25 protein-coding genes are annotated in these 22,598 nt (G+C 61.5%); 14 read left to right on the top strand and 11 right to left on the bottom strand.

All coding sequences use genetic code 11. The annotated features are described in order from the left end of the window. Positions 1–23 precede the first annotated feature (23 nt). The gene (locus tag C6W55_RS06405; RefSeq protein ID WP_286891996.1) at positions 24–1,037 is read right to left on the bottom strand and encodes a YpdA family putative bacillithiol disulfide reductase; all 1,014 of its coding nucleotides are present in this window, start codon (positions 1,035–1,037) and stop codon (positions 24–26) included. A 187-nt stretch (positions 1,038–1,224) separates the two neighbouring features. Between C6W55_RS06405 and C6W55_RS06400 the strand changes: the two genes are divergently transcribed. From C6W55_RS06400 to C6W55_RS06370, 7 genes are all read left to right on the top strand, one after another. Further along, entirely contained in the window at positions 1,225–1,755 is a 531-nt protein-coding gene (locus C6W55_RS06400; protein WP_015254581.1) for a hypothetical protein, read from the top strand. 150 nt (positions 1,756–1,905) lie between these two features. Next, positions 1,906–2,577, top strand: coding sequence for an SOS response-associated peptidase family protein (locus tag C6W55_RS06395; RefSeq protein WP_286891995.1), 672 nt, complete (start codon positions 1,906–1,908; stop codon positions 2,575–2,577). A gap of 132 nt (positions 2,578–2,709) precedes the next feature. Then, complete coding sequence (locus C6W55_RS06390; protein WP_286891994.1) at positions 2,710–3,627, top strand: aldo/keto reductase; 918 nt, start codon at positions 2,710–2,712, stop codon at positions 3,625–3,627. 51 nt (positions 3,628–3,678) lie between these two features. Beyond that, complete coding sequence (locus tag C6W55_RS06385; protein WP_353682013.1) at positions 3,679–4,029, top strand: aldo/keto reductase; 351 nt, start codon at positions 3,679–3,681, stop codon at positions 4,027–4,029. Between the two features lie 37 nt (positions 4,030–4,066). Continuing rightward, positions 4,067–5,080 carry an SDR family oxidoreductase gene (locus C6W55_RS06380; RefSeq protein ID WP_286891992.1) on the top strand — a complete coding sequence of 338 codons (1,014 nt, stop codon included), beginning with the start codon at positions 4,067–4,069 and terminating at the stop codon, positions 5,078–5,080. 67 nt (positions 5,081–5,147) lie between these two features. Continuing rightward, complete coding sequence (locus C6W55_RS06375) at positions 5,148–6,299, top strand: glycerate kinase (protein WP_015254577.1); 1,152 nt, start codon at positions 5,148–5,150, stop codon at positions 6,297–6,299. Positions 6,300–6,313: 14 nt separating this feature from the next. After that, positions 6,314–7,102, top strand: a complete 789-nt coding sequence (locus C6W55_RS06370; protein WP_286891991.1) for an alpha/beta hydrolase — start codon at positions 6,314–6,316, stop codon at positions 7,100–7,102. A gap of 9 nt (positions 7,103–7,111) precedes the next feature. Here the strand turns inward: C6W55_RS06370 and C6W55_RS06365 are convergent, their stop codons facing one another. Then, a complete protein-coding gene (locus C6W55_RS06365; protein ID WP_286891990.1) occupies positions 7,112–7,594 on the bottom strand; it encodes a C40 family peptidase in 483 nt (160 codons plus the stop codon). 212 nt (positions 7,595–7,806) lie between these two features. Beyond that, positions 7,807–8,394 (bottom strand): P-loop nucleotide/nucleoside kinase family protein, encoded by a 588-nt coding sequence (locus C6W55_RS06360; protein WP_286891988.1) that lies wholly within the window; start codon positions 8,392–8,394, stop codon positions 7,807–7,809. A 169-nt stretch (positions 8,395–8,563) separates the two neighbouring features. On the opposite strand from C6W55_RS06360, the gene C6W55_RS06355 reads away from it, so the two are divergent. Next, positions 8,564–9,538, top strand: coding sequence for an aldo/keto reductase (locus C6W55_RS06355; RefSeq protein ID WP_015254573.1), 975 nt, complete (start codon positions 8,564–8,566; stop codon positions 9,536–9,538). Positions 9,539–9,616: 78 nt separating this feature from the next. Here C6W55_RS06355 and C6W55_RS06350 read toward each other — a convergent pair whose 3' ends face one another. The 3 genes from C6W55_RS06350 to C6W55_RS06340 form a co-directional block, all read right to left on the bottom strand. Then, positions 9,617–10,522 (bottom strand): RraA family protein, encoded by a 906-nt coding sequence (locus C6W55_RS06350; protein WP_015254572.1) that lies wholly within the window; start codon positions 10,520–10,522, stop codon positions 9,617–9,619. A 123-nt stretch (positions 10,523–10,645) separates the two neighbouring features. Then, entirely contained in the window at positions 10,646–12,040 is a 1,395-nt protein-coding gene (locus tag C6W55_RS06345) for a mandelate racemase/muconate lactonizing enzyme family protein (RefSeq protein WP_286891986.1), read from the bottom strand. 52 nt (positions 12,041–12,092) lie between these two features. Continuing rightward, positions 12,093–12,878: an SDR family NAD(P)-dependent oxidoreductase gene (locus C6W55_RS06340; protein ID WP_286891985.1), complete on the bottom strand. Its 786-nt coding sequence runs from the start codon at positions 12,876–12,878 to the stop codon at positions 12,093–12,095. 429 nt (positions 12,879–13,307) lie between these two features. Between C6W55_RS06340 and C6W55_RS06335 the strand changes: the two genes are divergently transcribed. Continuing rightward, on the top strand, positions 13,308–14,327 hold the full coding sequence (locus C6W55_RS06335; protein ID WP_015254569.1) for a Gfo/Idh/MocA family protein: 1,020 nt from the start codon (positions 13,308–13,310) through the stop codon (positions 14,325–14,327). An 80-nt stretch (positions 14,328–14,407) separates the two neighbouring features. Here C6W55_RS06335 and C6W55_RS06330 read toward each other — a convergent pair whose 3' ends face one another. The 3 genes from C6W55_RS06330 to C6W55_RS06320 form a co-directional block, all read right to left on the bottom strand. Beyond that, on the bottom strand, positions 14,408–15,370 hold the full coding sequence (locus C6W55_RS06330) for a diacylglycerol/lipid kinase family protein (RefSeq protein WP_286891984.1): 963 nt from the start codon (positions 15,368–15,370) through the stop codon (positions 14,408–14,410). Between the two features lie 98 nt (positions 15,371–15,468). Further along, positions 15,469–16,479 (bottom strand): LLM class flavin-dependent oxidoreductase, encoded by a 1,011-nt coding sequence (locus C6W55_RS06325; protein ID WP_015254567.1) that lies wholly within the window; start codon positions 16,477–16,479, stop codon positions 15,469–15,471. A 49-nt stretch (positions 16,480–16,528) separates the two neighbouring features. Next, entirely contained in the window at positions 16,529–16,792 is a 264-nt protein-coding gene (locus tag C6W55_RS06320; protein WP_015254566.1) for a zinc/iron-chelating domain-containing protein, read from the bottom strand. 137 nt (positions 16,793–16,929) lie between these two features. Here C6W55_RS06320 and C6W55_RS06315 point away from each other — a divergent pair, with 137 nt between their 5' ends. Further along, the gene (locus tag C6W55_RS06315) at positions 16,930–17,862 is read left to right on the top strand and encodes a manganese-dependent inorganic pyrophosphatase (protein ID WP_286891983.1); all 933 of its coding nucleotides are present in this window, start codon (positions 16,930–16,932) and stop codon (positions 17,860–17,862) included. A gap of 119 nt (positions 17,863–17,981) precedes the next feature. Next, entirely contained in the window at positions 17,982–18,176 is a 195-nt protein-coding gene (locus tag C6W55_RS06310; RefSeq protein ID WP_015254564.1) for a hypothetical protein, read from the top strand. A 12-nt stretch (positions 18,177–18,188) separates the two neighbouring features. Here the strand turns inward: C6W55_RS06310 and C6W55_RS06305 are convergent, their stop codons facing one another. Beyond that, positions 18,189–19,088, bottom strand: a complete 900-nt coding sequence (locus tag C6W55_RS06305) for a manganese catalase family protein (protein ID WP_015254563.1) — start codon at positions 19,086–19,088, stop codon at positions 18,189–18,191. A 151-nt stretch (positions 19,089–19,239) separates the two neighbouring features. Here C6W55_RS06305 and C6W55_RS06300 point away from each other — a divergent pair, with 151 nt between their 5' ends. Next, positions 19,240–19,677, top strand: coding sequence for an Hsp20/alpha crystallin family protein (locus tag C6W55_RS06300; RefSeq protein ID WP_015254562.1), 438 nt, complete (start codon positions 19,240–19,242; stop codon positions 19,675–19,677). 109 nt (positions 19,678–19,786) lie between these two features. Next, a complete protein-coding gene (locus tag C6W55_RS06295; RefSeq protein WP_041853856.1) occupies positions 19,787–20,350 on the top strand; it encodes an alpha-L-arabinofuranosidase C-terminal domain-containing protein in 564 nt (187 codons plus the stop codon). A 3-nt stretch (positions 20,351–20,353) separates the two neighbouring features. Here the strand turns inward: C6W55_RS06295 and C6W55_RS06290 are convergent, their stop codons facing one another. Next, a complete protein-coding gene (locus C6W55_RS06290; RefSeq protein ID WP_015254561.1) occupies positions 20,354–21,250 on the bottom strand; it encodes a LysR family transcriptional regulator in 897 nt (298 codons plus the stop codon). Between the two features lie 164 nt (positions 21,251–21,414). On the opposite strand from C6W55_RS06290, the gene C6W55_RS06285 reads away from it, so the two are divergent. Beyond that, positions 21,415–22,500, top strand: a complete 1,086-nt coding sequence (locus C6W55_RS06285) for a branched-chain amino acid aminotransferase (RefSeq protein ID WP_015254560.1) — start codon at positions 21,415–21,417, stop codon at positions 22,498–22,500. Positions 22,501–22,598 lie beyond the last annotated feature (98 nt).

The following is a 22,598-nucleotide window of genomic DNA, read 5'->3' as shown; positions in this document are numbered from 1 at the left end:
CGATGGAACGGCCGCCGCGCGGATCAGCGGGGGACGCCTGCAATCCGCCCGGTCGCCAGCAGATGCGCGGCGATCTTGCGCCCGTGGAAGCGGCCGGATTCGATGAAAATCTCGTTCGCTTCGTTGCGGGAAGCGACGACGCCGGCAAGATAGAGGCCCGGCACATTCGTCTCCATCGTCTCGTCGTCGTAGCGCGGCCAGCCTTCCGGCTCGATGACGACGCCGGCTTCGGACAGGAAGCGGCGGTCGGGGTGGAAGCCGGTCATCGCCAGCACGAAGTCGTTCGGCAGCGTCACGATCCCGTCCGGCGTCTTGATGTCGATCGTTTCTTCCGCGATCGCGGCGACTTTCGAACGGAGCATGAGCTTGACGGCGCCTTTGTCAACCTTGGCCATGAAGACCGGCAGCACCCACGGCTTCACGCCGCGCGCGAGCGTCTCGCCGCGGTGAACGACGGTGACGCGCGCGCCGACACGTTCGAGCTCGAGCGCGGCATCCACCGCGGAATTGGCGCCGCCGACGATGACGACGTCCGTATTCGTGTACGGATGGGCTTCGGTGAAGAAATGCGTCACTTTCGGCAAATCTTCGCCGGGAACGTCCAGCAGGTTCGGATGATCGAAGTATCCGGTCGCCACGATGACGATATCCGCCTCGTAGCGGACCGGGCGCGTCGCCCGGCGGCGCGCCTCGAGCGCGAAACCGCCTTCGGGCTTCGCGGACAGCCGTTCGACGGTCGTGAACGTATGGATGCGGACGCCTCTGCGAAGCGCAACCGTGCGATAATAATGCAGCGCCTCAAGCCGCGTCGGCTTCGGTCCGGCCGTCGTGAACGGAATGTCATCGATCTCCAGATTCTCCGGCGAGCTGAAAAACTCGAGGTAGACCGGGTACCGCGAGATCGAATGGACGACGTTCTGTTTCTCGATGACGAGCGGATTCAGCCCGATCTTCTTGAGTTCTACAGCGGCAGCGAGACCGCACGGTCCGGCGCCGATGATGATGATGTTTTCCCTGTGAATTTCCTGCGCTTGCATGATGACGAAAACCTCCCGTACCGCTTGCCGCGGCGCTGATAGTCTCATTGTAATGCGCAAGGCGGCGGGGATCAACGAATCGACCTATGTACAAATGAGCGAATCGTGTATAATAGGGGCGAAACGCATGCCGCTCAATCCTGCTGACGACCCGGCAGTGATCGACAACGTTAAGGAGGATTCATCCATGCGTCGGCGCTTTGTCATCGAGGCCGTAATGGTGGCGACTTACGGGCAGCTGCTTGTACCGTCCCGGCCTGTCGACTATATCATCCCTTATTCAACCATCATGGAACTGTACGATATGAAAGAAGGGCCGGAGCCTGTCATGGACGATCCCGATGACGACCGTCACGTCAAGCAGAAAATCGGCGAACTGATCGAATTTTTCGCCGAACCGCTCAACAAGAAGAAAATCGAGCGCGCCTTGCAGGTGCCCTGGCGGGAAAGCTCGCCGCTCCTCTTGAATGACAACGTCTCGTTCATCGTCATCCACGCCATCGACAACGCGCAATACGGCGAGACGTTCGACCCGATCGAGACGGAGCAGATCTTGACGGCCATGAAATACCAGGTGCCGCTGCTGACCGACCAGCTCGAACTGCAGGACCGCATCATCGAAGCGGAAGTTCCCGTGCAGGTTTTTGATATCGAAGATTTTGAATATGCGGTGGAAGTCGGGACGGAGTTGGACTGGGAGACCAGCCGGGATCTGTGACAGCCGGCGCATTGCAGGATCGACCGTCGCCTTGAACCGGAGGAGGTTCAGGGCTTTTTTGCGTTCCGTTTTGTGCGCGCATTGGAAATAATCGGGTGCGTTTTGGGACATGCTAGGTTCGAATATCCCGAAGGAATGGAGCGAACCGGCATGATGACAAAACGCAGATGGCGGCTTCGGCGCAGCCTGAAGCCGGAGGTGCGCGAAGTGTTTGCGCTCACGAGCAGCCTGGATGAAATCCGCGACCGATTCGAAATTGTGAAGATTACGGCGGAATATGAACCGCAAGAAGCGGTGGAGCCGACCGATCCCGTTCCGATCATCGTCGGCCGGCGCCGCGAGCGGAGGCTGGTGGATGCCCGCTGGGGATTGTTCCCGTTCTGGGCGAAAGATTCCGTGCATGCCGACCTGCACGGCGTGCTGGACAAGCCGATATTCGAACGGCTGGTCCGGAAACAGCGATGCATCGTGCCCGGGACGGCCTTGGCCACGCTCAGGGAGGACGGACGGCTGTGCCACATCGTGCGGATGATGCCGAAGGAAGGCGGTCTGTTCGGCATGGCGGGACTGTACGAAGAGTTTGTGAACGGAAGCGGCAAGCTGCATCGCGCGTTCACCATCGTGACGACAGACAGCCGCGGGGGACATGGAGACGTCCGTTCCCGCATGCCGCTGCTGCTCGGGGATGCGGAGGCGGAAGAATGGCTCAATCCCGACCGGAAAGTGAGCAGCGCATGGCCGGGCTTCTTCGATGTACCCGATGAAGCGCGCTGGATCGTCCATACGGACGTCCGGCGGCTCGAACGCGCGGTTCAGGCTTGACCCGCTAAACTCCGGTTTACCAACTTACATCCGTTTCAGTCCTGTTGTAAACACGTGTTTTCCGTTATAATGGAAACGATGTCACGAATTTTTGATAATTCGGCGATTGGCGGACAGCGAAAGGAGAAACGGATGGAAACGGCGATTCTCGGAAGAACGGGTCTCAAGGTGTCCAAACTGGGCTACGGCGCCATGGAAATTCGCGGGCGGCGGGTATGGAGCGGCAGACCGGTGACGGACGAACAGGCGGAAACCATTTTGAATGCGGTGCTGGATGCCGGCATTACGTTCATCGACACGTCCTATGACTACGGGATGAGCGAGGAGTACATCGGCCGGTTCATCAGCAAGCGCCGCAGCGAATACATTCTGGCGACGAAATGCGGCTGCACGCTCGTCAACTGCGGCGACTACGACGAGACGCCGCATGTGTGGACGCGCGAGAACCTGCTGCACAACATCGACACCAGCCTGAAGCGGATGCGGACCGACTATGTCGATTTGCTGCAGCTGCACGGCCCGACGCCGCAGCAGGCGGAAGAAGGCGAGCTGGTCGAGACGCTGAAGGAGATCCAGGAAGCCGGCAAGGCGCGGTGGATCGGCATTTCTTCCTACATGCCGAACATCCAGCCGTTCACCGCGTCCGGCGAATTCGACACGTTCCAGATCCCGTACTCGGCGATCGAGCGGGAACACGAGGACATCATCGCCCAGGCGGCGGCGACCGGCGCGGGCATCATCATCCGCGGCGGCGTCGGACAGGGCGAACCCGGGGCGGGACGCGGTCCGGTGAACCGGTGGGCGTATTGGGAGCAGGCGAAGCTGGACGAGCTGCTTGACGAAGGCGAGAGCCGCACCGCATTCATGCTGCGCTTCACGCTCAGCAACCCGCATCTGTCCACGACGATCGTCGGCACGCTGCGTCCGGAGCATCTCCACGAGAACGTGCGGGCGGCCGAGAAGGGACCGCTGCCGGCCGATGTGTATGAGGAAGCGAAGCGGCGCCTGGATGCCGTCGGCATGGGACCGAAGGATACGTACCAGCGCTGAATTTTGATGCCTGATTTGAATTAGGGGGGGAAGCGGCATGTTCTACCGAGCATTATCGTCCGCGTCGCCCTCGACGAAGGCGGCCTGACGGGGCGCATTACGCCGGAGACGACGTTCCCGGAAGGCGATTTCCGCGCGTCTTATTTTGCCGGCGACCGCAAGAAGGAAGTGTACGAACGTGTGCAGCGCATCGCATCCGATCTCGGCATCGGCCCCGAAGAGATGCCGGAGGCGGCGCTGCGCTATGTGCCCAGCCATCCGGCCGTCTCGACCGTCATTCCGGGCATGCGGACGGTCCGCAACGTCGAGCGGAACATGGCCGTCGGCGACGGCAAGGGTCTGCCGGCGGACAAGATTGCGAAGGTGAAGCCGCACCGCTGGGTGCGCAATTTCTACCGATGAGCGCCGCGGAAGGCCTGAATGGAAGGAGCTGACCGGCATGAAACTGCTGTTCATCGGCGGCACGGGCTTGATCAGCCAGGCGGTGTCCCGGCTTGTCATCTCGCAAGGCCACGAGTTGTATTTGTTCAATCGCGGCAGACGGCAGGATTTTGTCCCGGAAGGGGCGAAAGTCATCGAAGGCGACATCCGGGTTGCCGCATCGGCAGCGGAAGCGCTGCGCGGCCACGAATGGGATGTCGTCGTCGACTGGATCGTCTTTACGCCGGAACAAGCCAGGGCGAATATCGAGCTGTTCAGGGGCAGGACGAAACAATATGTCTTCATCAGCTCCGCGTCGGCTTACCAGAAGCCGCTCCGGCATTATATCATTACGGAATCGACGCCGCTCGAGAACCCGTATTGGCAGTATTCGCGGGACAAGATCGCCTGCGAGAAGCTGCTGATGGACGAGCACAAGGCCAGCGGGTTCCCGGTGACGATCGTCCGCCCGTCGTACACATACGGCGACACGATGATTCCGGCCGCGATCAACAGCTGGGAGAAGCCGTGGTCGATCGTCGACCGGATGCGGCGCGGCAAGCCGGTCATCGTGCACGGCGACGGCACGTCGCTCTGGACGATGACGCACAACACGGACTTCGCCGTCGGATTCGCCGGCTTGCTAGGCCGGCCGGAAGCGATCGGGGAAGCGTACCACATCACGTCCGACGAAGTGCTGACGTGGAACCAGATCTATGAGGCCATCGGCCGGGCGGCCGGCATCGAGCCGAAGCTCGTCCATATCGCCTCGGATTTCATCATCTCGCATTGGCCGGATATGGAAGGCGGGCTGCTCGGCGACAAGGCGGTGAGCGCCGTATTCGACAATTCGAAGATCCGCGCGCTCGTGCCGGAATTCAAGCCGAAGGTGCCGTTCGCCGAAGGCATCCGGAAGACGATCGCCTGGTTCGAAGCTGCGCCCGAGCATTGCGCGGTGGACGAAGAGTGGAACGCTCGATGCGACAGGCTGATCGAGGCGCATGAGCGCGCCCGGACTGCGGCCGGCGGATGACACCGGCCCTCAGCCGTTTCAGCCATGCTTGTTGCATCGCTCATGCGGCATGACAGGAGGCTTCAGCATGAAAATCGTACTGGCGCCCGACTCGTTCAAAGGGTCGGCAGGCGCCGCCCGATTGTGCGACGCGATGGAAAGCGGCATCCGGTCGGTGCTGCCGGACGCCGAAATCGTCAAGCTGCCGCTCGCGGACGGCGGGGAAGGGACGATGGAGAACCTGGTGGCGGCAACCGGCGGAGAGATCCGCTTCGTCCCGACGGTCGATCCGCTCGGCAGGCCGATCGAAGGCCGCTACGGCGTGCTCGGCGACGGCAAGACGGCTGTCATCGAGCTGGCGGAGGCGTCGGGACTGACGCGGCTGGCCGCCGGGGAGCGCGATCCTCGCCGCGCCACGACGTACGGCACCGGGCTGCTCATCAAAGCGGCGCTTGATGCCGGCATTCGTTCGTTCATCGTCGGGCTGGGCGGAAGCGCGACGAATGACGGTGGCGCGGGGCTGCTGCAGGCGCTCGGCATGCGGCTGCTGGACGAAGACGGACGCGAGCTGGAACGCGGCGGCGACGCGCTGGCCCGGCTCGCGGCCATCGTCGGATCTTCCTTCGATCCGCGCATCCGGCAGAGCCGGTTCGTCGCCGCCTGCGACGTCAGGAATCCGCTTGTAGGGCCGGCCGGCGCTTCGGCTGTGTTCGGACCGCAGAAGGGCGCCGACGACGCGGCGGTCCTGGAACTGGATGCCGCGTTGGAGCGCTATGCGGCCATCGCCGCGCAATTTACGGGTATCCAGGTGCGTGACATGCCCGGAGCCGGCGCGGCGGGCGGCGCGGGCGCGGCGCTGCTCGCTTTCCTGAACGCTGAGATGCGGCCCGGAGCCGAGCTCGTCATGGAAGCTGCCGGATTCGCGGACAAGATCCGCGGCGCTTCGTGGATTATAACCGGCGAAGGACGGCTGGACAGCCAGACGGCATCGGGCAAATTGATCAACCGGGTATGCGACGCGGCGCGGAAGGCGGGCGTTCCGGTCATCGCCTTGTGCGGAAGCGTCGAACCGGACCCCGGGCTGCCGGAACGCCTCGGGCTGACGGCGGCGTTCCCGCTGGCGCCCGGCCCGTGCCCGCTTGAAGAATCGCTGGCTTCAGCCGAGCAGTGGGCGGAGGAACGCGCGGCGAGCGTGTTCCGGCTGATCGCCGCTGCATCAAGACAACACAACACGGGATAGGAGACGGTAACGAGATGGCGCTTATTCAATGTCATTTCTTTTCTGAGGTGCTCGGCCTGAGCACGACGATGACGGTGATCCTGCCGCAGCAGACGACGACGCAGATCGGCATGAAGGGGGAAGCGTCCTCCGGACGCCACAAGACGCTATATCTGCTGCACGGACTGAGCGACGACGACTCCATCTGGCTGCGCCGCACCTCGATCGAACGTTACGCCGCGCCTTACGGGCTGGCCGTGGTCATGCCGCAGGTGCACCGCAGTTTCTACACCGACATGCACAGCGGCGGGAAGTATTGGACCTTCCTGACCGAGGAGTTGCCGCAGCTGGCGCGCTCGTTCTTCCCGCTCTCGGACCGGCGCGAGGACAATTTCGTCGCCGGGCTGTCGATGGGCGGTTACGGCGCCTTCAAGTGGGCGCTCCGCAAGCCGGAGATGTTCGCCGCGGCCGCCAGCTTGTCCGGCGCGCTGGACATGGCGAACCAGTTGAAACAGCCGTTCGATCCGAATCTCCGCCCGATGTTCGAGCAAATTTTCGGACCGGAACTGAACATCGCCGGCACGGAGCACGATCTGCTCTGGCTGCTGGAGCAGACCGGCCATGCGGACGCGCCGAAGCCGAAGCTGTACCAGTGCTGCGGCACCAGCGATTTCCTGTATCAGGACAATCTGAATTTTACCGAAGTGTGCAGGAAGACGAATTATGACCTGACCGTCGTTTACGACGAAGGAGAGCATGAGTGGGGGTATTGGGACAGGCATATCCAGCGGGTGCTCGAATGGCTGCCGCTGGAGCGCGCCTGATCCGGTCCGTCACAGGACGCGGCGCGCCGTGACGAAACGCTTCTTCCAGTACGAGGAGTTCATGTCCGAGATCGTCACGCCGTGATTCGACGAAGCGTGGATCATTTTGCCGTCCCCGACGTAGATCGCGACGTGGCTGATCGATTTTCCGTTCGTGCGGAAGAACAGCAGATCGCCCTGGCTGATGTCGCCGCGCTCCACTTTCACGCCGGCTTTCGCTTGCGCTTTCGACGTGCGCGGCAATTCGACGCCGAGCGCGGCGTACACATGCTTGGTGAACAGGGAGCAGTCGAAGGCGACGGGCTCACCGTTCTTGATCAGCCCGCCCATCCGGTAAGGGGTGCCGATGTGTTCCTTGCCGACTTCGATCAACTGTTTCGATTGCTCGGTCGCGGCGGATGCGGGATCCGCCAGTGCAGCGCCGGCTGCTCCGTAACCGACAGCCGCCAAAAGCATGACGGCGAGGCTTCTCTTGATGACACCTTGACGCATGAACCTGTTGTCCCTCCTTGTCGATTGGCCGACCGGCCGCTGTTTCTTACTATACCACAGCATCCGGATGGCCTTTGGCGGCCATGAAAAAGGCAATTCCCGGGCAAGGAGGGATGGATGCGCTTTATGAGATTCGCGTTAGAATTTTCTCATGGTGGAAAGCGAAAAAAAGACAAGCCGCCGCAATCGGCGCGGCAGCTTGTCGATTCCGGTCAAGCCCGGATGAACCGGTACAGCTCATCTACCCGCTCTTCGGTGAGCGGCGGGCTGTTGTCGAAGATTTTGACGGCTCCGTCGGGCAGATCCCAGCGGATGTCGGGCACGAACCTGGCCCGCGCCGCGAACGCTTCCCAATGGTCCAGCTTCCAGCGGTCGCGCTCCGTCCGGCGGGCGATGATTCGTTCCTTCTGCATCTCCATGTTCTCCAGCGTAACGACGATGATCTTCACATCGACCTCGGCGTGCGTCTTTCCGGCGGAACGGAGGACATCCTCGATCCAGTCCGGATTTTTCAGTTCGGATGTAAAAGGGGAGATCATGAAGACGTTCTGGCCGGCTGCCAGATTGTCGATGCAGATGTCGCGCGTCGTATCGTACTCGAGGTCGCGAAGATGTCTTTTGTAGTATTCAGAATCGCGGTCATTCGGGTCCAGGCCGTTCTGCACGAGCGCATGCTCGACGAAACGGCCGCCCACCGTATCGCGATCCAGAAACGCCGCCGGCATCCGTTCAGCCAGCTTGCGGGCGATGGTCGTCTTGCCGGTACCGGCGACACCTACGAAGAAGACGAGTTTCTGCAAGCGCAATTCCCTCCGGATGATTTGCAAATGAAGTCGTTATAGCAAGTCCTGACCCAGCATATCAAAACATCAGGGCAGGGTAAAGCATGGAAACGTGTCCGGTTCCATCCTGTTTCCGGCGGGGCGGGAACACGGACATGGAATATATACTGCAAGGAGGAAGGATGACATGAAGTACACCACCCTTGGCAAATCCGGGCTGAAAGTGAGCCGACTCTGTCTCGGGACGATGAATTTCGGACCGACGACGGATGAGAAGGAAGCATTCCGCATCATGGACGCGGCGCTCGATGCCGGCATCAACTTTTTCGATACCGCGAACGTGTACGGCGGTCCCGGAAACCGGGGCGTGACCGAGGAAATCATCGGCCGCTGGTTCGCGCAAGGCGGCGGCAGGCGCGAACGCGTCGTGCTCGCGACGAAGGTGTACCAGAGCATGGAGGAGCCGAACAACCCGAACGACGAGCGCGGGCTGTCGGCCTACAAAATCCGCCGCCATCTCGAGGACTCTCTCCGCCGGCTCCGGACGGACCACATCGAGCTGTACCAAATGCACCACGTCGACCGCAATGTCACATGGGACGAACTGTACGGCGCGTTCGAGACGGCGATCTTGCAGGGCAAGATCGGCTATGTCGGGGCGAGCAACTTCGCGGCCCGCGACCTCGTCAAGGCGCAATACGAGGCGCAGAAGCGCGGTTTCCTCGGCCTCGTGTCGGAGCAGCACAAATACAGCCTGCTGTGCCGTCTGCCGGAGCTTGAAGTGCTGCCGGCCGCGCAGGAATACGGCATCGGCGTCATCGCGTGGAGCCCGCTCGACGGCGGCGTGCTCGCCGGCAATTTCAATCCGCCGCAAGGCTCGCGCTCCGCGAACCATATGGACAAGATCGAGAAGCTGCGCCCGCAGCTCGAACGGTTCTCGAAGCTGTGCCGCGAGCTCGGCGAATCCGAAGCGGTGGTGGCGCTCGCCTGGACGCTGGCGCATCCCGCGATGACCGCGCCGATCATCGGGCCGCGGACGGTCGAGCAATTGAACAGCGCGCTGCGCGTCGTCGAGCTGGAGCTGACGGAGGATGTGCTGCGCGAAATCGACGAGATTTTCCCGGGTCCTGGCGGCTCGGCGCCGGAAGCCTACGCGTGGTAATTCTGATCCGCTCGCATCCATCAGAAAAGGCATGCCTTGAGGCATGCCTTTCTTGGTGATATGCGGGGTGTTCGGGGGTTACATGCGCACGCTGCTGGACGGCCCTTCGTCGCGGCGGGCGCGCGCTTGCTCCAGCTCCTTGTCCCAGTTCAGATGGCGGTATTCGGCGGCAGCCGGGTCGCTTTCGAACCAGCGCATGAAATCTTCCCACATTTCGAACGACCATTCGGAGTCGATCTGCGCGGTCGTGTACACCTTCTCGCGCAGCCGGACGAAGCCGAAAATGTCGCGCACCTGCGATTTCTCGGCGCGGACGACCGTCTCCTCGGCCAGGTGCGGCGGCACGAAGATGACGCCGGCCGGCGTGCCGACGACGACGTCGCCCGGCATGCAGATCGCCTTGCCGATCCGCGTCGGCACGTTCATGCCGACCATCGTGACATCGCCGATCGGAGTCGGGTCGATGCCGCGGTAGTAGACATTGATGCCCTCGATGTTGACGACCTGCTGCAGGTCGCGGATACCGCCCCAGATGACCGCGCCGCCGCGTTTTGTCCGCGTCGCGATGGCGGTGCCGAGGTTGCCGCCGATGTAGGTGCCCTGGAACACTTTGTCGAACATGTCGACGACGACGACGTCGTCCTCGACAAGCTGGTCGATGACCCATTGATTGAAGAAGCCGCGCCGGCCTTCCTGCTCGTGGCCGTAATTCAGCAGCGTCTCATGCAGGTCGGGACGCAGCGGCACCATGACGGCCGTCACCGCGCGGCCGACCATGATCTTGTCCGGGTGGACGATTTTGAAGTCGCCTTCGAACTGGAATTTGTAGCCGTTCATCCAGAGCGGCGCCCAAGCTTCCTCAAGCGTAATTTTGCGCATCCGCTCGAGGATGTTGTCCGGCACTTTCGGGCGGCCGTTCGGGAAACGCTCGCCTTTCCACAGCGGGGTAAGCTGGATGATGTCTTCGGGATTGTCGAATTTCATGTCGGTTGGCACCTCTCCGTCTTCATATTCGGGTACAGCCGTTGAATCATGCCGCCGCAGCGGCGACTAAGCTCAATAGGGAAGGGGTCGCTCCCGGATTCCGTTACGGCCCCTTTCACGCGGTCAGCTCCAGAGCCGGTCGTTGCCGACGTAATGGTTCCATTCGTCGGTCGGTTCCCACAGGCCCGGCACTTCCGGATGCAGATGCTGGGCGATCACTTCGTCGTTCAGCTCTTCGATACCGAGGCCCGGCGCATCCGGAACCTGGATGAAACCGTTCTGCACGAGCGGCTTCGGCAGTTTCGGCGCGATGATGATGTCATCCCACCACGGCACGTCGACCGAGTGGAATTCCAGTGCCAGGAAGTTCTCCGTGGCGGCGGCGACGTGCACGGCCGCGAGGCAGGCGATCGGGCTTTCCGCCATGTGAATCGCCATCGCGACGCCGTAGTCCTGCGCCATGTCGCCGATCTTCTTCGTCTCGAGAATGCCGCCCGTCGTCAGGACGTCCGGGTGGATGATCGAGACGGCGCCGGATTCGAGCAGCGGCTTGAAGTTTTCCTTCAGATAGATGTCTTCGCCCGTGCAGAGCGGGGTGGAGACGGCCGCCGCCAGACGCTTCCATTGATTCGTGTATTGCCACGGAATCATGTCTTCCATCCAGGCCAGGTTGTACTTGTCGATCCGCCGGCCGAGCTTGATGCAGTCTTCGACGCCGATATGGCCGAAGTGGTCGATTGCGAGCGGGACTTCATAGCCGATCTCGGCCCGCACTTCCGCCACGTACTGCTCGAGCATGTCGAGGCCTTTCTCGGTCACATGGATGCCCGTGAACGGATGGGCGATATTGTTGTATTCGTATTGACGGTTTTTCAGCCTGCGCAGTTCTTCGACCGAAACGTTCGGGTTGCGGCGCGCTTGCCAATATTCGCGGTTCGCGGCGCGCCATTCCTCGAGAAATCCGAGCGGCGCGCTCAGCGTGCCCGGCTCGTCGATGATCTGGCCGATGCCGAGGTCCATCTTGAGGAAGGTGAACCCTTTCTCCATCCGCTTCTTGAGCGCTTTGCCCATGGCGGTGCCGGTGTCTTTGCCTTCAACGTCGGTGTCGCAGTACATCCGGATCTTATCGCGGAACTTGCCGCCGAGCATCTGGTAGATCGGGATGCCGTACGCTTTGCCGGCGAGGTCCCACAGCGCGATCTCGATGCCGCTGACGCCGCCGCCCTGGCGCGCATGGCCGCCGAACTGCTTGATGCGGCGGAACAGTTTGTCGATGTTGCACGGATTTTCGCCGAGCAGGCGGGGTTTGAGCATTTGGGCGTACACTTTGTCCGCGCCGTCGCGCACTTCCCCGAAGCCGACGAGGCCCTGGTTCGTGTACACTTTGATCAGGCTGCAATGCATCGGCGCGCCGACGATATCCGCGAACCGGATGTCCGTAATGCGCAGTTCCGACGGGCTGGAGAATGTGTTGACGTGGGCAAGTGTGCTTTCGTAGGTTTCTTTCTTATTGGCCATAAATCCGTTGCTCCTTCTCGTTTGGAAAATGGATTGCGGCCGGTTCCGACGGTCAGTCGGCCGTCCGTTTCATTTTGCCGTCAAGATAATGCATCAGAAATCCGCCATCCACACGGATGTCCGCACCGTTGATGTAACGGGATTCGTCGGAGGCGAGGAAAAGAACCGTTTCAGCCAGATCGTCGTGGGTTCCGAGCACCGCGTTCGGCACTTTGTAGCGGTAATGCTCGTACAGCAGCGACAGATCGCTCCGGAAACGTTCGTCATCGCCTTCCACGGGGCCGAACTCGATCGAATTGACCGAGACGCCGCTTCGGCCGAGCCGCAGCGCGGCTTCGCGCGTCAACATCTTCACGGCGCCTTTCGAGGCGCTGTACGGAAACGACGATCCGGTCGGCTTCTCGGCATGGATCGAGCTGACGAAGACGATCTTGCCGCGGCGCCGTCCGGCCATTCGTCCGCCGACCGCCTGGGTGCAGATGAAGGCTGATTTGGCGTTGTAATGGATCAGACGCCGGAACCAGTCCTCGCTGCCATGTTCAATCGTTCCCGGTTCGGTCAGGTCGTTGTTGTGCACCAGAATGTCCACTTCGCCGATCTCGCGCGACGCGGCCTCGAGCGTGCGATCCACGTCGTCTCTGCTGCACAGGTCGATGTTCACCAGCATCACCTTGCAGCCGGTTGCGCGGATGCGGTCCAGCTCCTCCCGGATCGCGGCGCCGTCTGACGCGCTGTTCAGAATGAACGATGCGCCTTCGGCGGCCAGCCGGCGAAAGATGGCTGTCCCCGCGGAACTGTCGGCTTCGGTCAGGAAGACGATTTTCTCTCTCAGTCTCATGTATCCCCACCTTCCGTGCGAATGGGCTGCGATAGCGGTTACACCACCAATGTTACATAACCGGTTATAAGCGTCAAGGAGACAATCTTGACCATGAAGTGGACGTATTTGATATTTTCTGTATGAGCGACAAGAAATCTGAGAAATATGCAACAACTCGTGCCGCGATTCGCGCCATTCCTTCAATTTTCCGCGTGTCAAAGCCATTATTCCCTTCGCGGAACGGGACCATTCTTCGCAGGAGGCAGCTTTGCGAACTGGAGTCCATTGAGGCGGCCGAAGGGGGGAGGGCGGGGACGATGAGTTGCATAAGGGAAGCGGTCATGACAAAATCGTAAGCATATAAGACAATATCGCCGCTAGCCTGACAGGCGGAAAAACGTTAAGATGATATCGGTTGCAATCCAGCAGGAACAAGGAGTGTCGGACATGTCCAAAATCAAGGTCGCAGTCATCGGCTGCGGATCGATTGCCAAACATCGTCACATCCCCGAATACGCCGCGAACGAGAACGTCGAGCTCGTGGCCTTCTGTGACATCGTCATTGAACGGGCCCAGGAATACGCGCAGAAATACGGCGCGCGGGCTTACGCGGATTACAAGGAGCTGCTTGCGGCCGAGAAGCCGGACGCGGTCAGCATCTGCCTGCCCAACCATTTGCACGCGCCCGCGTCGATCGCTGCGGCTGAAGCCGGCGCTCACGTGCTCGTCGAAAAGCCGATGGCGGGCAGCAAAGAAGAAGGCGAGGCGATGATCGAAGCCGCGCGCAAGAACAACGTCTTCCTGATGGTCGCCCACAACCAGCGTCTGATGCCGCCGCATGTCAAGGCGAAGGAAATTCTCGAATCCGGCGTCCTCGGCAAGGTGCTGACATTCCGCACGTCCTTCGGCCATCCGGGTCCGGAAGGTTGGAGTGTCGACGGCCGCAACAGCTGGTTTTTCGACAAGCCGCAGGCGATCATGGGCGCCATGGGCGACCTCGGCGTGCACAAGTCGGACCTGATCCGGCATCTGCTCGGCGACGAAGTGGCCGAGGTGTCGGCGTTCATTTCGACGCTGCACAAAGAAGGCACCGAGGTGGACGACAACGCGACGTGCATCCTGCGCATGAAGAGCGGCGCCATCGGCACGCTCGTCGCAAGCTGGACGTATTATCGCGGCGAAGACAACAGCACGGTGCTCTGGTGCGAGAACGGCGTCATGAAGATCGGCACCGACCCGGTTGACCAGGTGATCGTCGAACTGCGGGACGGCACGACGCAGCGCTACAACGTCGGCGAAATCGCAACGAACGAGAAGCAGACGACGAGCGGCATCATCGACGAGTTTGTGAACTGCCTTGTAACGAACACGCCGCCGCGCATTTCCGGCGAAGAAGGGCTGAAGTCGCTGAACGTCATCCTCGCGGCGTTCGAGTCGCAGGCGACCGGCCGCACGGTCAAGCTGTAATCCAAGCGGCTATTTAAAAGGAAGCAAAAGGAAAAGCCAGGCGGCCGGTTGTGCCGGAGCCTGGCTTTCGTTATGGCATGTCAGACGATGATTTCGACCGCGCTTCGGTGGGCGTGAATGTCGAACGGCGCAGCGCCGACTTCTTCGCCGTCGGCATGGACGGAGAGCGGCGACGACGATTCGAGCCGGATGCGCCGGCCGCGGAAGAACGAGACGCCGGCGATGGATGTATGGCTTCCCGAGTATACGCGGGGAAAAGCCGTGATCAGTTTCATCCGGGTGATGCCCTGCACGACGCAGACATCGAGCAGGCCGTCATCGGGCGAAGCATCCGGGTTGATCCGCATGCCGCCGCCGTAGGACGGAATGTTCGATACGGATGCAAGCCAGACGGCTGTCAAAGGATGCCGCTTGCCGTCCACCTCAAGCACCACATCGACAGGCCGATAGGCGGCGAGTACCCGGACGAGCAGCAACACGTAGGCGAGACGGCCGAGCCGAACCCGGCCGAGCAGCCGCTTGAGCGGGGAACGGTTGACGGCGGCAGCCACCGCCGCGTCGAGTCCCGCGCCGTATGAGCTGAGCGCCGCTCCGCCGCCCTGGGACCGAATGATATCAATGCGACGGCTTCGGCCTTCGCGCAGCGCATCCAGCAGGTTGGACAACGCTTTCATGGGATTTAACGGAATGCCGTGGCCGCGCGCAAAATCGTTGCCGGAGCCGGCCGGAATGAACGAGAGCGCCGGCAGGCGGGCGGCCTCAGCATCGGGACAGGCCTTGAGCAGACCGAGCGAGGCTTCCCGCAGCGTCCCGTCGCCGCCGACCACGACGACGATGTCGCGAAACGGCCGATCGTCCCGAACCGCGACGCTGTTTTCCGCCAACTGCCGGCAGATTTCGGCGGTTTCCCCGGGCAATGCCGTCAGATGGACGGCATGCCGGACGCCGCTTCGTTCCAGCAGCGGCCGGATCCGCCTCCAGACGCGCAGCGATTTCCCGTTGCCGGCGGCGGGATTAATGATGAAGTGGAGCATGGTGGTCATCGCGTTCATCCATTTCATGAAGTTAATGTTTTATGGAGTTAATCTTCAACATCATGAATTGAAATTCCTGTCGCCGCCGACGGCATTCCGTTCCGCGCTCAGGCCTTCGCGGCCAGTCCGAACGCTTCCGCGATGAGACGGAAGGAGGCGAGGCGCTTGGCGAAATCATGGATCGGGCTGACAATCAGCAGTTCGTCCGCCGCATACTCCTCCGCGAGCCGTTCCAGCGCCTCGCGTACCTGCCCGGGCGTTCCGATGATGCGCCGGCTTCTGGCGCGGCGAATCAGCTCCAGGTCGAACTCGGTGTACGGATAATTCCGAGCCGTTTCGACGGTGGGCAGATAAGGCAGTTCGAACCCCCGCTCGATGCCGAGGAAGTAAAGGTCGGTGCTGAGCGCCAGGTCATTCGCTTCTTCCTCCGTCTCGGCGCAGATCGCGAGCACCGCCGCCAGCGCCCTCGGTTCGGAACCGAGCCGCTGCGGCCGGAAATGTTCTTTGTACCAGCGGATCGCCTCCGCGCCGCCCGGCGTGCCGAAAAACTGGGCGAACCCGTACGCGGTGCCGAGCTGCGCGGCGATGCGCGCGCTCTCGTCGCTGGAGCCCAGCAGCCAAATCTCGGGATGCGTGTCGACCGACGGGGAGGCGAAGAGGCCGGGAAAGCGGTGATCCTCCGTCGTCTCCTGGAAATAGTCGATCAGGTCGAGCACCTGCTGCGGATACTGGTCGTAATGATACGTCTTGCCCTCATGGAGCGCGCGCGTGGACAGCGGCCGTCCGCCGGGCGCGCGGCCCAGGCCGAGGTCGATCCGGCCCGGATGGAGCGCTTCGAGCAGGCGAAAGTTTTCCGCCACTTTATAGGCGCTGTAATGGGGCAGCATGACGCCTCCCGAGCCGACCCGGATCGAGCGCGTGGCCGCCGCCACATGCGCAATCATGATTTCCGGGCTGGAATGGGCCAGCGACCGGCTGCCGTGATGTTCCGACATCCAGAACCTGCTGTAGCCCATCCGTTCCGCCTCGACGGCGAGCCTTGTCGTCTCCCTGAGCGCTTCCGCTGCCGTCTTGCCTTCGCCGACCTGCGACTGATCCAGTATGCCGAGTTTGATCATGATCCCATCGCTCCGTTCCGTAATGCGGTTTCCAATGCCTGCTTCCGGTCTACTTGCCGGAGGGACGCGTCGCCTGCTCGAGCGCCTCCAGCAGCCGGAACGCTTCTTCGTTCGTCCGGCCGCAGTGCTCTTCGGAAGGCGTGAAGGCGCGGCACACCTCCGGCCGCCCGGGATGCCCGAACAGCGCGCAGCGCCGATCGGTGGTCAGGTGAATGCAGGGAACGCCGGCCGGCTTGCCGTGGGGCATGCCGGGAATGGGTGACGAGATGGAGATGACGATGCAGCAGGCTGCGCAGCCGACGCGGCATTCCATGCGGGCACCTCCGGGACAGTTATGGTGTTATTTCTTACGATACTACACCGCGGCGGCGCTGTCGAACACGCTTGCGGCTGCACGTCCGGGTGCGTTATACTTACGGAGGCAAAATCCTACAATAAGGAGCAGGAAACATGGATAAGGTACTCATATTCGGGCATCGCAATCCGGATACCGACTCGATCTGCTCGGCCATCGCATACGCCGAACTGAAGAAGAAGCTGGGACAGCAGGTCGAAGCGGTGCGCCTCGGCGCCGTGAACGCGGAGACGCAGTATGCGCTGGATTATTTCAAGACGGAAGCGCCGCGGCTCGTCGAGAAGGTGGCCGATGAGACGAAAACGGTCATCCTCGTCGACCACAACGAACGGCAGCAGAGCGCCGCGGACATCGACCAGGTGCGCGTTGCGGAGGTCATCGACCATCACCGGATCGCCAACTTCGAGACGGCCGGTCCGCTCTACTATCGCGCGGAACCGGTCGGCTGCACGGCGACGATCCTGAACAAGCTGTACAAGGAGAACGGCGTGTCCGTCGAGCCGCGAATCGCCGGCCTGATGCTGTCGGCTATCATTTCCGACTCGCTGCTGTTCAAGTCGCCGACCTGCACGCCGGAAGACGTGGCGGCCGCCCGCGAACTGGCGGAAATCGCCGGAGTGAACGCGGAAGAGTACGGGCTCGCCATGCTGAAGGCCGGCGCCGATCTGAGCAAGAAGACGATCGACGAACTGCTGTCGCTCGACGCGAAGGAATTCCAGATGGGCAGCGTGAAGGTCGAGATCGCGCAGGTCAATGCCGTCGACGTCAACGACGTGCTGTCGCGCCAGGCCGAAGCGGAGGACAAGATCCGCGCGATCATCGACGCCAAGGGCCTTGACATGTTCCTGTTCGTCGTGACGGACATTCTGAACAACGATTCGGTCGGCATCGCGCTCGGCAAGCAGGCGTCAGCCGTTGAGCAGGCTTACGGCGTCAAGCTGGAGAACAACCGGGCCGTGCTGAAGGGCGTCGTCTCGCGCAAATCGCAGATCGTGCCGGTGCTGACGGAGACGCTGGCCGGAAAGTGAGATCGAATATGAACGTTGAAATCCCGCGGATGGACCGCGGGATTTTTGCCGTTTCCGGTGAAGGTATAATTTGGATGCGGCAGGGACACAATGAGCGTGTATCAAGGAGGAATGCCCCCATGCTCAGATGGATGGCCCGCATCAACCTCGCTGCCGCTTTCGCCGTGCTCCTTGTGTTCCACCTGCTGCTGTATTATTTCCTCGGCACGGACAACTGGCTTTCCATCGCGCTGCTCGCCGCCATCGTCGAGACGGGCGTGCTGGCGATCATCCAGATTGCCCTCGGCGGCCGGGAGGAAGACAAGGCGCGCTGACCGGGCCTTCCGTTACATCCCGGCCTCCTGCGACAGCCGCCTTGCGATCTCCTGCAGATCTTCGGGCGTGATGCCGGGCGCGAATTCTTCCGGCAATTCCCCGAGATCGGGAACGGGGCCGCCGTAGCCCGGAACGCCGGAGAACGCCTCCAGCCGACCTCCGTCGATCGGATGCGTTCCGCGCCAGATCCTGGCGATCTGCTGATAGTCGTTGTCGCTGAACGTATAGAGCCGGCGGTGCTCGCCGCGCTCTTCCCAGGGCCGGGCCGCGTCGAACGCCTTGTTGTCCAGCCGCGGAACGGGGAGAATTTTGGTCACATCGACGCCGGTGATCATCGAGATCGCCTTCGCATAAGCCAGGATGTGAACACCGCCGCGCACGAGCAGATAGCCGATCATCGCGCGGGCCGTCGGATGGTCGGTCATTTCGTACACCCGCATTTTGTGCGTGCGGGCGCCGATTTCCAGATAGTAGTTGTGGATCAGGTCGAAGATCAGGTTGCCGCTGGAGACGACGTGGGTGCCGTTCCACGGCCGACCCATCGAATCGACGGGCAGCGAGGATTGGGCGCCTTCAATGAAATGGATCGCCATGCGCAAATCTTTGGCCGAACCGAGCGGCGTCGTGTCCGGATCGCCCGGCCGCGTCGTGCCGGTCAGCATCAGGTTGATTGTGTTCGCCACCAGTTCCACATGGCCGAATTCCTCCGCCGTGATGCTCGCCACCAGGTCGTAGAACGGACGCAGCTTCGATTTTCCGCGAAAATTGAACGATTGGTATAGGTAATTGTTCAGCGTCGACATTTCGCCGAACTTGCCTCCGAGCAATTCCTGGACCGCGCTTGCCCCGTTCGGATCCGGGTGTGCCGGAACCGGAAGTTCGATGGCGAGTCTGTCTATTCGTTTGAACATGTGGTTCCCTCCTTGTATTGTCGTAATTTGCCCTCTGAACCACATGTGTATGAATGACGGATTGTCCGTTATGCGCATGCATATTCCGGGCAGCAACGGGACAAATTAACCGCAAATCCATTCTGATTCCACATCAAAAGGAGTGATAGCGGTGCCGCTCATTCCGTATGATCCGATTCGCCAGATTGACGCGCTGCGCAGAAATGTGGACCGATTCTTCGATGACTGGCCGTTTGCCGGACGGTTCCTGGAAAGTGCGGGCTATGGCCGAATCGATCTCTATGAAACGGAGAACGAGCTTGTTGCCCAATGCGAGGTGCCGGGGCTTGAGAGCAGGGAGGATGTTGAAATCTCGGTCGATCAGCAGACGTTGACGATCTCCGGCAGGCTGAAAGCGTCGGAGCAAGTCAAAGAGGAGCAGTATCATCGCCGCGAACGGTTCGTCGGCAAGTTCACGCGCTCGGTGTCGCTGCCCGTGCCCGTCGCTTCGGAAGGAATCTCCGCTTCCTATCGCAACGGCATCCTCGAGATTCATATGCCGAAAATGAAGGGCGACCAACGCAGACGGATCGACGTGCAATTCCATTGAACCGGGACTGCATGAGCCAAACCGTGCCGGCCGGACTCGATGTCCGGCCGGTTTTTCTGTTATGATGGGCGGGTGGAGCATCACCATCTGAAGCCAAGGAGTGTGCCGCATGCCATCCCGCATCCGTGTGGACGTGACGAAGAAGCAGAACGCCATTCATCCTTTGCGTCAAAGCGACGCGGTTACAATGGCGACATTCGCACAGATGGTCAACATTCTGGCGCCGATCTTCACGAACGAGCACGGTTCATTCCTTCAGACGATCTATCATCCGCTGAAATTGTACCGGGAACACAGCAGAAACTGGAAGCTGTCTTGCGAAACGGAGTCCGCGATGTTGACGGACGGGGAAGGAAAGCCGTCCGCCGTTCCGTGTCTGGACGTGTCCGCAACGTATCACGACGGTCGGGAAGAGATCGTGCTTGCCGTCGTCAACCGCGATCCGTCGCGGCCCGCAAAGGCGGTCGTATCGTTCACCGGAGCGGATGTTCCGGAAATCGCCGAGGCGATTGAATTGACCTGCCCCTCGTGGGAGACGGTGAACGGATTCGGCCTGGATGATCAGGTAACATGTTCGGTGAAGACGGATGCGCGGTATGACGCGGACGGCGGGTATGTTTTTCCGCCTCGTTCGATCACGCTGCTCAAACACCGATCGGCGATCCGGGACTGAGCCTTAACCCCCTTCGCGGAAGCTGTCGATGAACAGGCGGGCGCTGCGGGAGAGATAGCGGTCTTTCAGCCAGAGAATGCCGACCTCGGACGAAAGCGACGAATCGGCAAGCCGGATCGTCTTCGTACCCGCCGGCGGAAAGGCCGCAAGCACGGACCGCGGCAGCAGCGCGACGCCGAGGCCGACCGACAGCAGCGAGGAAATGACGGCCACGCTCGAACATTCGGCGATGATGCGCGGTTCGAATCCGTGCCTCCGGCATTCGGAGACAATGCGCTCGTGCATCGCTTTCGTACGGTCGGTACGCAGCGTCAGGAACGGCCATTCGGCAAGTTCGCGCATCCGGATCCCGCCGGGGGCGGGATGGGGCAGCCAGTCTTCCGGAATGACGGCTTCGAACGGTTCGGAAGGAAGGGGCAAAATTTCGTAGCCGTGATCCACATCCGGCGCTTCGAAGGGGAGGCGGGCGACGACGAGTTCGACGGCGCGCCTGGACAGGCGGTCGCCGAGCAGTTCGTGATCGCCTTCCGTTATTTTGAAGGTGACGCCGGGGTAAGTTTCCCGGAATTGCTTGATGCGCGGCGGCAGCAGGGAGACGCAGGATACGACGGCGCCGATCGAAAGCGTGCCGGTAATGCCTTCGTGAAGTTCCTTCACTTCCGTCACGATTTCCCCGAACAAGCGCAGCAGCTGTTCAGCCCGGCTGCGCAGCCGTTCGCCGGCCGGCGTCAGCGTCATCCGCCTGCCGGAACGGTCGAACAGGTCGACGCCGAGCTCTTCCTCCATCATGCGGAGCTGCCGGCTGAGCGGCGGCTGTTCCATGTTCAGTTTCCTTGCGGCACGCGTGACTTGGCCTTCTTCCGCGACGGCCAGGAAATAGCGAAGCTGGCGAATATCCATCCGGATCCTCTCCATTAACCATACCTAATCGGTATGCAAAATCGACAAAACCGATATTTTCAATATAGTCGAATCGTTGATAAGATGACAATAAGAATTGCGGGGCAGAGCCGGCATGCAGGCATTGTAAGCGTTTGCCCCTCTCAAAAGGAGCGGATGGAAAGATGAGAAGCGGCACCATGCCCGTCATCGAGCTGATCCCGGCGCGTGAAGCGAAGCCGAAACCGCCGGCCGACCGGCTCGGCTTCGGCAGACATTTCACGGACCACATGTTCGTTATGGATTACGAGGAAGGACGCGGCTGGCACAGTCCGCGCATCGTGCCGTACCAGCCGATTGCCCTCGATCCGTCGGCGATGGTGTTGCACTACGCCCAGACCGTGTTCGAAGGTCTGAAAGCGTTCCGTTCGGCGGACGGGCGCATCCGGCTGTTCCGGCCGGAGATGAACATCAAGCGGCTGAACCGTTCGTGCGTCCGCCTCAGCATTCCGCCCGTCGACGAACAACTCGCGCTGGAAGCAATCCGGAAGCTGGTCGAGACAGACAGCGGCTGGGTGCCGGGCGAGGCGGGCACATCGCTCTACATCCGGCCGTTCATCATTGCCACGGAACCGCATGTCGGGGTTGCGCCGTCGTCCACATATCTGTTTCTGATCATCATGTCGCCGGTCGGCGCCTATTATGCGGAAGGCCTGAAGCCCGTCAGCATCATGGTCGAGACGCGTGACGTCCGCGCCGTGCCCGGCGGCGTCGGCGATGCGAAGACCGGCGGCAACTACGCCGCCAGCCTCCGGGCGCAGCAAGAGGCCAAAAAGTACGGCAGCTCCCAGGTGCTGTGGCTCGACGGCGTCCACCGGCGGTATGTCGAAGAAGTCGGCAGCATGAATGTTTTCTTCAAAGTTGACGGCACCGTCGTCACACCGGAGCTAGGCGGAAGCATCCTCGACGGCATCACGCGGAATTCAGTGCTTCGGCTGCTGCAGCAATGGGGCGTGAAAGCGGAGGAACGCCGAATCTCGATCGACGAGATCGAGGAAGCGCATCGGGACGGACGGCTTGAGGAGGCGTTCGGCACGGGGACCGCGGCGGTCATCTCGCCGATCGGCGAACTGGTCCTGGGCGGCCGTAAGCTTGCGGTGAACGGCGGGGAGATCGGACCGCTCGCGTCGAAGCTGTACGAGACGCTCACCGGCATCCAGTACGGGCGCATTGAAGATCCGTTCGGCTGGATGATGGATGTCCTTCAATAACGGATTGGATGAGGCAGGCGGGGCAGGCGGATGAAATTCGCCGGTTGACAGCCTGCTTCTTCCACATATAAGATGAACGCGTGTTTACACAAACGGGG

This window comes from Thermobacillus sp., from assembly GCF_003390775.1.
GTDB lineage: Bacteria > Bacillota > Bacilli > Paenibacillales > Paenibacillaceae > Thermobacillus > Thermobacillus xylanilyticus.
Note: the sequence above shows the minus strand (reverse complement) of the source record. Positions and strands in the feature narration are given on the sequence as shown.

What these genes read in the sequence shown, in the direction of transcription:
- C6W55_RS06405 (WP_286891996.1), bottom strand. Translation starts at nt 1,037, where the DNA reads ATGCAAGCGCAGGAAATTCACAGGGAAAACATCATCATCATCGGCGCC.
- C6W55_RS06355 (WP_015254573.1), top strand. Translation starts at nt 8,564, where the DNA reads ATGAAGTACACCACCCTTGGCAAATCCGGGCTGAAAGTGAGCCGACTC.
- C6W55_RS06390 (WP_286891994.1), top strand. Translation starts at nt 2,710, where the DNA reads ATGGAAACGGCGATTCTCGGAAGAACGGGTCTCAAGGTGTCCAAACTG.
- C6W55_RS06350 (WP_015254572.1), bottom strand. Translation starts at nt 10,522, where the DNA reads ATGAAATTCGACAATCCCGAAGACATCATCCAGCTTACCCCGCTGTGG.
- C6W55_RS06290 (WP_015254561.1), bottom strand. Translation starts at nt 21,250, where the DNA reads ATGGATATTCGCCAGCTTCGCTATTTCCTGGCCGTCGCGGAAGAAGGC.
- C6W55_RS06375 (WP_015254577.1), top strand. Translation starts at nt 5,148, where the DNA reads ATGAAAATCGTACTGGCGCCCGACTCGTTCAAAGGGTCGGCAGGCGCC.
- C6W55_RS06295 (WP_041853856.1), top strand. Translation starts at nt 19,787, where the DNA reads ATGCCATCCCGCATCCGTGTGGACGTGACGAAGAAGCAGAACGCCATT.
- C6W55_RS06370 (WP_286891991.1), top strand. Translation starts at nt 6,314, where the DNA reads ATGGCGCTTATTCAATGTCATTTCTTTTCTGAGGTGCTCGGCCTGAGC.
- C6W55_RS06340 (WP_286891985.1), bottom strand. Translation starts at nt 12,878, where the DNA reads ATGAGACTGAGAGAGAAAATCGTCTTCCTGACCGAAGCCGACAGTTCC.
- C6W55_RS06310 (WP_015254564.1), top strand. Translation starts at nt 17,982, where the DNA reads ATGCTCAGATGGATGGCCCGCATCAACCTCGCTGCCGCTTTCGCCGTG.
- C6W55_RS06380 (WP_286891992.1), top strand. Translation starts at nt 4,067, where the DNA reads ATGAAACTGCTGTTCATCGGCGGCACGGGCTTGATCAGCCAGGCGGTG.
- C6W55_RS06330 (WP_286891984.1), bottom strand. Translation starts at nt 15,370, where the DNA reads ATGACCACCATGCTCCACTTCATCATTAATCCCGCCGCCGGCAACGGG.
- C6W55_RS06345 (WP_286891986.1), bottom strand. Translation starts at nt 12,040, where the DNA reads ATGGCCAATAAGAAAGAAACCTACGAAAGCACACTTGCCCACGTCAAC.
- C6W55_RS06315 (WP_286891983.1), top strand. Translation starts at nt 16,930, where the DNA reads ATGGATAAGGTACTCATATTCGGGCATCGCAATCCGGATACCGACTCG.
- C6W55_RS06305 (WP_015254563.1), bottom strand. Translation starts at nt 19,088, where the DNA reads ATGTTCAAACGAATAGACAGACTCGCCATCGAACTTCCGGTTCCGGCA.
- C6W55_RS06320 (WP_015254566.1), bottom strand. Translation starts at nt 16,792, where the DNA reads ATGGAATGCCGCGTCGGCTGCGCAGCCTGCTGCATCGTCATCTCCATC.
- C6W55_RS06395 (WP_286891995.1), top strand. Translation starts at nt 1,906, where the DNA reads ATGATGACAAAACGCAGATGGCGGCTTCGGCGCAGCCTGAAGCCGGAG.
- C6W55_RS06285 (WP_015254560.1), top strand. Translation starts at nt 21,415, where the DNA reads ATGAGAAGCGGCACCATGCCCGTCATCGAGCTGATCCCGGCGCGTGAA.
- C6W55_RS06365 (WP_286891990.1), bottom strand. Translation starts at nt 7,594, where the DNA reads ATGCGTCAAGGTGTCATCAAGAGAAGCCTCGCCGTCATGCTTTTGGCG.
- C6W55_RS06335 (WP_015254569.1), top strand. Translation starts at nt 13,308, where the DNA reads ATGTCCAAAATCAAGGTCGCAGTCATCGGCTGCGGATCGATTGCCAAA.
- C6W55_RS06400 (WP_015254581.1), top strand. Translation starts at nt 1,225, where the DNA reads ATGCGTCGGCGCTTTGTCATCGAGGCCGTAATGGTGGCGACTTACGGG.
- C6W55_RS06325 (WP_015254567.1), bottom strand. Translation starts at nt 16,479, where the DNA reads ATGATCAAACTCGGCATACTGGATCAGTCGCAGGTCGGCGAAGGCAAG.